The organism is Candidatus Stygibacter australis (assembly GCA_030765845.1).
Lineage (GTDB): Bacteria > Cloacimonadota > Cloacimonadia > Cloacimonadales > TCS61 > Stygibacter > Stygibacter australis.
The window spans coordinates 1-8,621 of sequence record JAVCDJ010000221.1; the positions used below are offsets into that span (position 1 = coordinate 1).

General features: G+C 38.0%; 10 protein-coding genes. 3 read left to right on the top strand and 7 right to left on the bottom strand.

From position 1 onward, the window contains the following. The 7 genes from RAO94_11425 to RAO94_11455 all read right to left on the bottom strand — a co-directional run. Window positions 1-1,042: HAMP domain-containing protein (locus RAO94_11425; protein MDP8322950.1), on the bottom strand; the 1,042-nt coding region annotated here is incomplete at its 3' end. After that, complete coding sequence (locus RAO94_11430; GenBank protein MDP8322951.1) at window positions 1,039-1,599, bottom strand: YfiR family protein; 561 nt, start codon at window positions 1,597-1,599, stop codon at window positions 1,039-1,041. The genes RAO94_11430 and RAO94_11425, both read right to left, overlap by 4 nt. Before the next feature lie 133 nt (window positions 1,600-1,732). Next, window positions 1,733-2,548, bottom strand: a complete 816-nt coding sequence (rsmI, locus tag RAO94_11435) for a 16S rRNA (cytidine(1402)-2'-O)-methyltransferase (GenBank protein MDP8322952.1) — start codon at window positions 2,546-2,548, stop codon at window positions 1,733-1,735. Window positions 2,549-2,601: 53 nt separating this feature from the next. Further along, window positions 2,602-3,828, bottom strand: a complete 1,227-nt coding sequence (locus RAO94_11440; protein ID MDP8322953.1) for an aminotransferase class I/II-fold pyridoxal phosphate-dependent enzyme — start codon at window positions 3,826-3,828, stop codon at window positions 2,602-2,604. 17 nt (window positions 3,829-3,845) lie between these two features. After that, entirely contained in the window at window positions 3,846-4,217 is a 372-nt protein-coding gene (acpS, locus tag RAO94_11445; protein ID MDP8322954.1) for a holo-ACP synthase, read from the bottom strand. Window position 4,218: 1 nt separating this feature from the next. Continuing rightward, window positions 4,219-5,169: an L-threonine 3-dehydrogenase gene (locus tag RAO94_11450; GenBank protein MDP8322955.1), complete on the bottom strand. Its 951-nt coding sequence runs from the start codon at window positions 5,167-5,169 to the stop codon at window positions 4,219-4,221. Between the two features lie 127 nt (window positions 5,170-5,296). Then, window positions 5,297-5,473, bottom strand: a complete 177-nt coding sequence (locus RAO94_11455) for a hypothetical protein (protein MDP8322956.1) — start codon at window positions 5,471-5,473, stop codon at window positions 5,297-5,299. A gap of 205 nt (window positions 5,474-5,678) precedes the next feature. On the opposite strand from RAO94_11455, the gene RAO94_11460 reads away from it, so the two are divergent. From RAO94_11460 to RAO94_11470, 3 genes are all read left to right on the top strand, one after another. Next, complete coding sequence (locus tag RAO94_11460; GenBank protein MDP8322957.1) at window positions 5,679-6,011, top strand: hypothetical protein; 333 nt, start codon at window positions 5,679-5,681, stop codon at window positions 6,009-6,011. A 121-nt stretch (window positions 6,012-6,132) separates the two neighbouring features. After that, window positions 6,133-7,260, top strand: coding sequence for a hypothetical protein (locus RAO94_11465; GenBank protein ID MDP8322958.1), 1,128 nt, complete (start codon window positions 6,133-6,135; stop codon window positions 7,258-7,260). Window positions 7,261-7,556: 296 nt separating this feature from the next. Then, window positions 7,557-8,621: hypothetical protein (locus RAO94_11470; protein ID MDP8322959.1), on the top strand; the 1,065-nt coding region annotated here is incomplete at its 3' end.

Consider the following 8,621-nt stretch of genomic DNA (forward strand, 5'->3'; position numbering starts at 1 on the left):
GATCTCGCATGGCTTCTTCTTCAAGGCTTAAGTCAGCAGGATGGATTATTTTAAGAAGACTTTTACGGCAGGGTTTTATATCTGTTTCTTCGTAATGCAATAATTGAAATACTTTTGGAGACCACCAGTGCTGATCAATTTTCAGGTCTTTCCAATCCCATAATCCATCAGATGAACCTTTAATTGCCAGTTCAAAACGCTGCCATGTATCTTCCAGTAATGCCAGAGTCTCATTTTTTTCTTCTACTTCATTGCTTAATGAATGCATCAGACCTATGATCTCTTCCCTGCTTTGTTTCAGCTTTTCCAGAGTACTGGTCAGCTCTTTCTCTATTGTGAGTTTTTCTGTCTCTTCAAGTTCAAGATGGTTCATGATCCGATTGAATCCAGAATAGAGTCTGCCAATTTCATCATTACTGCCTTTTTCCAGACGACGACTGTAATCCCGGGCGTTAGATACATTCTCCGTTGCTTCCAGCAACTTGTTCAAAGGCTCTGAAACGGTTCTTTGCAGATTCATTGTTACAAAGTAGAATAATAAGATCAATAAAATTGCTATCAGAAGTGTGGTATAACTAAACCTGACAACCTGTTTATACATTTCTGTAGTATCTTCACAGAGGTATAATGTGCCATACACCTTTCTATTATGCATTATTGGCAAAAATAGATGCAAATGTCCTTGAGTAAAAAATAAAGTATCCGCATAAACTTTTCCAGTATATGCTGCAATATCATCAGATTGAATGTAAGCGGCAACTGCTTTACCTTCATTGTCATAGATAAGACACTGTCGGATAGAGTTATATATCCTGAATTTCTCCAGCTTGGCTTCCACACTTGCCATATCAAGATAAAATGCCAGTGGTATCACACAATTATCACTCATTAAATCAGCTTTGATAATGCTGCTCTGTTTAAAATCCTCTTCAGTAATATGCTTAAAATTATTTACTAATAATATCCCTAAAGAAATTACTACAAAGCTGGTGATCACAAACACCCAGAATGATATTCTGAATTTTAAGGAAAACTTTTTCATGGGCTTTCCTTTTTTACTGGGTTAATGATCTTCGCATGTTCAAGAAGTAAATAACTCGCATTCAATCCTGATTCGGCAAGGGCTGTTTCATTAATATAAAATCCCAGATGATCGTCTTCTCTACAGATGGTGATCAAGATTCCCGCTTCAGCATATTCAGGCTTATCGCTTATTGTGAGGATTGGTTTATTACTGACTACTTCCAGCACTTCCTTCAATTTTGATTCTGATATGTTGGATAAGAATAGTAAGTCGCAGCGTAATAACTCTTCTTCTGTTTTAGGGATAATTACTTTCACCTTTTTATCTTTGATCTGTCTATCAGAAAAAAAACTCTTAAGTTCAGGATAGATTTCCTTTTTATCGATAGTTCCAATAATAAATTCATCACTGTCAGGATTTGTTCTCTGTGCCGAATCCCATTTAATAAAGCGAGTGAATCTCTCAATAAATACAACTTTAAGCTGCTGTTCATCTACCTGTGAAAATAATGAAATCGCATTTGTGACGATCAGTATTATAAGCACTAAATCACCAAAAACTATTTTCGATTTCATCTTCCCCCAGGTATTTTATTTCCTTCATAATTAACCCATTCTTAAAAACAAGTTTTGGCAAGAAAATAGTCAAGAGAAAGCTTTTATAATTGCATGTTTCCGGATAATAATATGTTTATATTAGATTATTAAATCAATAGAGCAGTTTTTTTACCCTGTTAGCAGGCACCTTCTCGTCTTTGGATATAGTTTCAATGATCTCTCGGTTGGAAAGCCCATCGGCAATGAGTATATTTATCTTCTCCTTCAAAAGCTCATCAGTCATCACAATTTGTTCCTTTCCCGAAATCACTGCTACGAATTCTCCCTTGAGTTTTATTTCTTTTCCATTTACCAATTCTTGCAGAGTAGTGCGGATATATTCCTCATGCAGTTTTGTGAGTTCTCGGGCCAGGGTCACCTTTCTCTCGCCATATACTTCGTAAATATCTTTTGCAAAAGAAAGGATATCATGTGGTGAAACGTAGAAGATCATTGTATCTGGACATGTTTTAAGGTTTTGCAGAAGCGCATTTTTTGTCTTATTTTTATCAGGTAAAAAACCTATGAAATAGAAATGGTCATTAGGCAAACCAGAGCCAACAAGTGCTGGTATTAATGCTGTAGCTCCTGGCAGTGCGTCCACAATTATTCCTGCCTCTATAGCCTGAGAGACTATTTCTGCGGCAGGATCACTGATCCCGGGGCTCCCGGCATCACTTATCACGGCGATATTCTCTCCGGACTGCAGCCTCTTTATGAATTCACTGCTCCGCTTCTTCTCATTAAATTTATGATAACTGGTCATGGGTGTGGAAATATTATAATGTTTAAGCAGATAAGCAGATGTGCGTGTATCTTCTGCACCGATCAAATCAACCATTTCAAGGACTTCGAGCGCTCTTAGTGTTATATCTTTAAGATTGCCGATCGGCGTTGGAACCAGATATAGTTTGCCTTTAGTTTTCATAAATAAATAGATCCCGCCCTAATTATAGAGCGGGATCATTATTCCAGATATAATTATTGTTCTTTGTATTTCTTGAGTATATCAAGCACAAAGTCAATGTCTGCTTCAGTGTGGTCTCCATTGACTTGGAAACGGATTTCTTCGTCACCTTTGGGTACAACAGGGAAGTTCAAGCCAGTTCCTAATACGCCATTTTTGGTCAGGTATTTCACCAGGTCAGCAGTTTTAGGTGTGTCACGAACCATCAGTGGCACTACAGGATGTGGTCCAGGAATGGTTTCATAACCGAGGTCAAGAAGTCCCTTCTCAAATTTTGCTGTCATTTTTGCCAGATGAGCAATTCTTTCTTTTCCTGCTGGGGTATCTACGATTTCCAGTACCTTCAATACAGCTGCAGCTTCTGAGCAAGTGATAGGATTACTGTAAATATACATCGGAGCTTTTTGACGCAGATAATCAAGAACTACTTTGGAAGCTACTACGTAACCACCATTCACACCATAGGCTTTACCCATGGTTCCGATCAGGATATCCACCTTGGCTCCGGTATATTCCTCTGTTCCACGACCTGTGGCTCCAAAAGCTCCCACACCGTGAGAATCATCAGCTATTGTGATCACACCCTGTTCAAATTTGTCATCATATTCCTTGCAAATGGGAACCAGTTTTTCAAATGGGCAATGGTCTCCACGCATGGAAAAAATACCATCTGTGATAACAATACAGCGTTTTCCTTTGCCAATTGCTTCTTCCAGTTTTGCCCGTAAATCTGCCATATCATTATGCTTGTAAATCAGTTTTGCTGCTGGACGGCAAAGACGCATTGCCTGGATTATGCAGTTATGATTTAATTCATCTGATACTAAAACGGTTTCTTTATCTGTAAGTGGATAGATCACACCCAGTGAAGTTACGTAAGCTGATGAAAATATCATGGCGGCTTCCCTGCCATGAAATTCTGCCAGTTTCTTTTCTAATTCGATATGGGGGGTATGAGTTCCACTGATGAAGCGGACTGCACCAGGTCCTACACCATATTTATGAGCTGCTTCTTCCTCTGCTGCGATCACTTCCGGGTTCATGCTCATGCCAAGATAAGAATTCGCATTCATCTTGATGAATTCCTTATCGCCATAGCCATCAATTAAATAACGCGGTCCCTTATTGCCTTTGGGCTTGATGATCTCGGTGATCACAAGTTCAGCACCTTTGGCGGTTCCTTTAGCAAATAATTCGTTAATCTCTACTTGTAAGGCTTGATTTAATTTTTTTAAAGCCATAGTATCCTCCGTTTTATTTATTTTTCCAGAATAACCGTTGCTCCTGCTATCTCCTTTAAATGAGATAGAGTTACAAATATTTTACTCACCATTAGTTCCTCTGCACGAGCCTTAGTGCTCCCATGCAGAATGATCTCCGGTGCGCCCATACTATTATTAAGTATCTCAATATCTTTAAAACTCACTCCATCAGACCAGCCACTGCCTAAAGCTTTCATGCAGGCTTCTTTTGCCGCAAATCGGGCAGCAAGGCTTTGTACTCTTGAATGCTTATTCTCGCAGAGCGTGAGTTCCTTGTCTGTAAAGACCTTCTTCAGAAATTGGGGTTTACTGATGCTCTTCTCAAGGCGCGATACCTCGATCAGATCAGTACCAATACCAATTATCATCTTATTTCAGTTTTTTCTCTAAAACCGTCAGCATATCCTGGGTCATGGCTGATAGATCATAGCTCGGCTCCCAGCCCCATTCGGCTCTGGCTGCACTGTCATCCATGGAATTAGGCCAGCTGTTGGCGATGCCTTCTTTCACTTTGTCCACATTATAATCCATTACAAATTCAGGAATATGCTTCTTGATCTCTGCAGCAATTATCTCCGGATCAAAGCTCATGGCGGTTACGTTGAAGGCATTACGGTGAATAAGTTTGGCTGGATCTGCTTCCATCAGGTCGATGCCTGCCTTCAAGGCATCCGGCATATACATCATATCCAAAAATGTGCCGGCTGGAAGGTTACAGGTATATTTCTTTTGCTTAATTGCTTCGTAATAGATTTCAACTGCATAATCAGTGGTTCCGCCACCCGGAAGGGTCTCATTGGAGATGATGCCCGGATAACGTACTCCACGCGTGTCTACTCCAAATCTTTTATAATAATAATCGCATAATAATTCGCCAGCCACCTTGGTTACACCATACATGGTGGAAGGACGCTGGATAGTATCCTGAGGAGTATTATCCAGAGGTGTAGAAGAACCAAAAGCACCAATTGAACTGGGAGTGAATACTGCACAATTTGCCTCTCTGGCTACTTCCAGAACATTATAAAGGGCATTGATATTTACATTCCAGGCAAGATTAGGTTTTGCTTCTGCTACTGCTGAGAGGATTGCTGCCAGATGATAAATTGTGTCTATATCATATTTTTTTACTACGTCAGTCACCTGCTGAGCATTTGTGCAATTAACTATTTCCCAAGGTCCGGATTCCTTTAATTTGCCTTCAGGTTGAGTTCTATTTACTCCGCAGACCACATTTTCTACTCCATATACACGCCGTAATTCCATCACAAGTTCAGATCCGATTTGTCCTACTCCGCCAGTTACTAAAATCTTCTTCATAACTTATTCTCCTGCATTATTAATTTCTGAAATAAACTTTGCCACCTGTTTTTTGTCAATAATAAAGTGATAGCTGATGGATATAATCCCCAAAATTCTGTAAACCAAGTGAACACAGTAAACATTGTTAAACAGAATCTTTGGCTCTTCTCTGCTCTATAACCCCACCCTGTCCTCTTTGTCCTCTCAGTTCTCTTTGTCCTCTACGTCCACAATGTCCATTCTGTCCATCATGTCCATAATCTCGATTCCCAGTTTTTCCCTCGTAGAGGATATCTATTTGTAGAAACTTTAATGACACCATTCCCCTTCTTTTCCCCCAACGTCGCAGACGTTGCGGGAAAAGAAGAGAGGGTAGGGGAATTGGTTCATTTTTTACTACAAATAAATAAGCACTACGTGCTAAAAGACAACCCATCCATCCAGATCATAAAAAACTTCTGGACAAAATAATCAAGTATATAATATTTTATATGTATATTTGGAAGAAACAAAATTCAAGGAGCAAAATGATGAAGAGGATTTTTCTAATTATTATAACATTAGTCATTTTATCAGGAACACTATTTAGTGAAGAATTAAACATGGATCGAGTAATACCGAAGAAACTTGTTTATTCTGAATTACCGGATGATTATCCAAAGGAACTGGATGAGCTGTTCATTTTCTACTGGGATACAGTCCATATGATGGAGGATTGGGACGTTAGAGGGATGGAAGCGGTAAGTAAGTTACTGGAATATTTTGATGGCATAGATATATCCAAAAGAGCAAGAATTGCCTATTTACAATGGCTGGCAGCAAACTGTCTTCCAGAGTATCTTAGGGAATTAATACAATAAAATGATATTATAAAAAGTTGAGGTAAAAATGAGACGAGGAATAATTTTATTGCTGTTGTTTTTTTCTTTTAGTATGTTACTGGGAAGAAGTGGAACTGTTTTTATGAGGGAATCACGTTTCGTGATTGACAAAGAAGAGAATAATTATCAATTAGTTGAATCATATGCATTTGAAGAAGGATTTTATGGGTTAGAAATGACAAAACCGGATGAATATAATAGTGGCACACTTTCCTTAGGAAAAAGTCATTCAGAAGATGGTATGCATGATGAGATATTTTCATTTAATGGAATAAATGATGTAAAAAAATATCAAGTAGATAATGAATATATATTTTCGATATCACCCCATGGAGAATACTTTATGACTATGAAAGATCATAAGGAATATATTCTGAGAACAAAGAATGGAGATATGTGTTATTCCATAATTAAAAATGATTTAGCAAGGAATGAATTGAGCTCTACAGGATGTCAACTATTTGAAAAACGGGAAAATGATCATTTGTTATTTGTTAATAATCAAGGCAGTATAATATGTGATATTCCATCATTAAGAGATACAATTGAAGGATCAATTCTGGTTAAGCCACTGTATTTTAAAGATCAATTACAAGCTGTAATCATTGGTAAAGGTATGACAGCAGATGAGCAGATAGATAAATTTCCGAAAGAATCAAGAATATACTTTTTTAATAATGATTATTCTGTTTCTCATTATATAAGTATTGATGGTGGTTTGCCAATATGTCATAGTAATGAGGTTGAAAACGAAGAATATCTCATATATGAATCATATACTGGAAAAAAGAGTTTTGATTATGGTAATAAACGGATACACATATTGCGTAATGATCAGGAAATCATGCAGTTTGAGGGAGGAATGACTGATTATAGTTACTCTCCTGATGGAAAAATGGTTATCATGAATTTAACAACTAGCAGAGGACAAGTTGGGTATATCATTGATTTGGAAAAAGCTGAGATCATGAGAAAACTTGACGTTAGATGTGCATCCAATTCATCTATTGCCAGTAAAGAATATCCATTTTTGGCATACTGGTTCTATGATAAAGTCAAAGTTGTGAACTATTTAACAGGTGAGCTTGTGTTGGAAGAAGAGGTCAAATCAGATAAATATGTAAAAGGCATGAATTACAGTAAAATTCAGATTTCCGGAAATGGAAAACAATTAACTGTATTTAAAAAGAATCTTTATAAAAAGTATAGGATATTATCTGGGGAGTAAGGGAAAATGAAGAATATGTTGAATGAGAAGTGTTTAATATTTACTTACTCATCAGAAATAATTTGTATAAGTAGTTATGCAACTGCTAATTTTTTCCTCGTAGAGGATATTTATTTGTAGTAAATATCAAAATACCCACCCCACACTTCCTCTTCCGTTTTTTTTCTACAAATAATTAAGCACTACGTGCTAAAATACAATTCATCCAGCCAAATTAAGAAAAACTTCTGGACATTTTGAAAGAATACACTGATTTAAAGATCATCCTTAAAGGCAGGATAAAGGAGAGGTGCTGATTGACTAAATCAAAAGTTTTATTATTATTGCTGGTGATCATTATCAGCTTATGGGCAGACAGCGATCAGATCGTGCAGATGGCAATAAAATCACCGGAAATGCTGAGCAGCAGGATTGCTCTGGAGTATGCAGAACTTTGCAATCGGTTGGGTATTCAGTATCAGGAATTTACCGTTAAAGGATTGATCGGCTATGGTTTCACAGAGCCAGAACGGCAGAAAATCCTCCAAGCTCCGGAAGAACTGGAAATTAATGTGGAAGGATCCGGGCGACAGCAATTGATAACCGTCAGGCATCCTGGATTGACTCGTCCGGTCCATTTTGCCCTGCAGGATAGTATGCTGATAAGTCCTTTTCAATTGCAGACCAGGGATTGGCAGGTGCACACCGGTACTTATATAGAATACCGTGTGAGTGATGATGAGGTATTTAAAATAGAGCAATTAGAGATCCTGGATAATTTTTGTGAATATCTGCTGGAATTATTACAAGTTTCACCAGCCAGGCAGGAATTGCTTAAAGAGAATAAACTCATCTATTATCTTTGTGCAGATAGAGATGAGATTATCCGGCTTACGGGATATAATTGCCGTGGCATGGGGATTCTGGCAGAAGATGCAGTTGTTTCTCTCTATCCCTGTCATTTTCATGAGCTCTGTCATCTGATGATAAATTTTGCTTTGCAGGATGTTCCGCTTTATACGCATCCTTTTTTACAGGAAGGTTTTGCGGTGGCTCTTGGTGGAAGGGGTGGCAAAAATCCTGATGTGCTACTTGATATTGCTGATTTTATCTGTGAAGCAGGATTTATGTCCCCGGAGGAACTGTTTGACGCTTCATATTTCCGGGCAAACGATGCTTCGTTCACTTATCCTGTCTCTGGATTATACAATAGATTCCTGCTGGAGAAAATTGGCATAGAGCAATACTTTATCTTATACCGTGCCTATAGTAACAGCACAGGGGACTTCATTAAGATCAGTTTCTCATCTCTGCTCAAAGACCAGTGGCCAGGATTTCTAAAAGAAAGCTATTTCACTCATATCATTACCAATAAGCCAGAT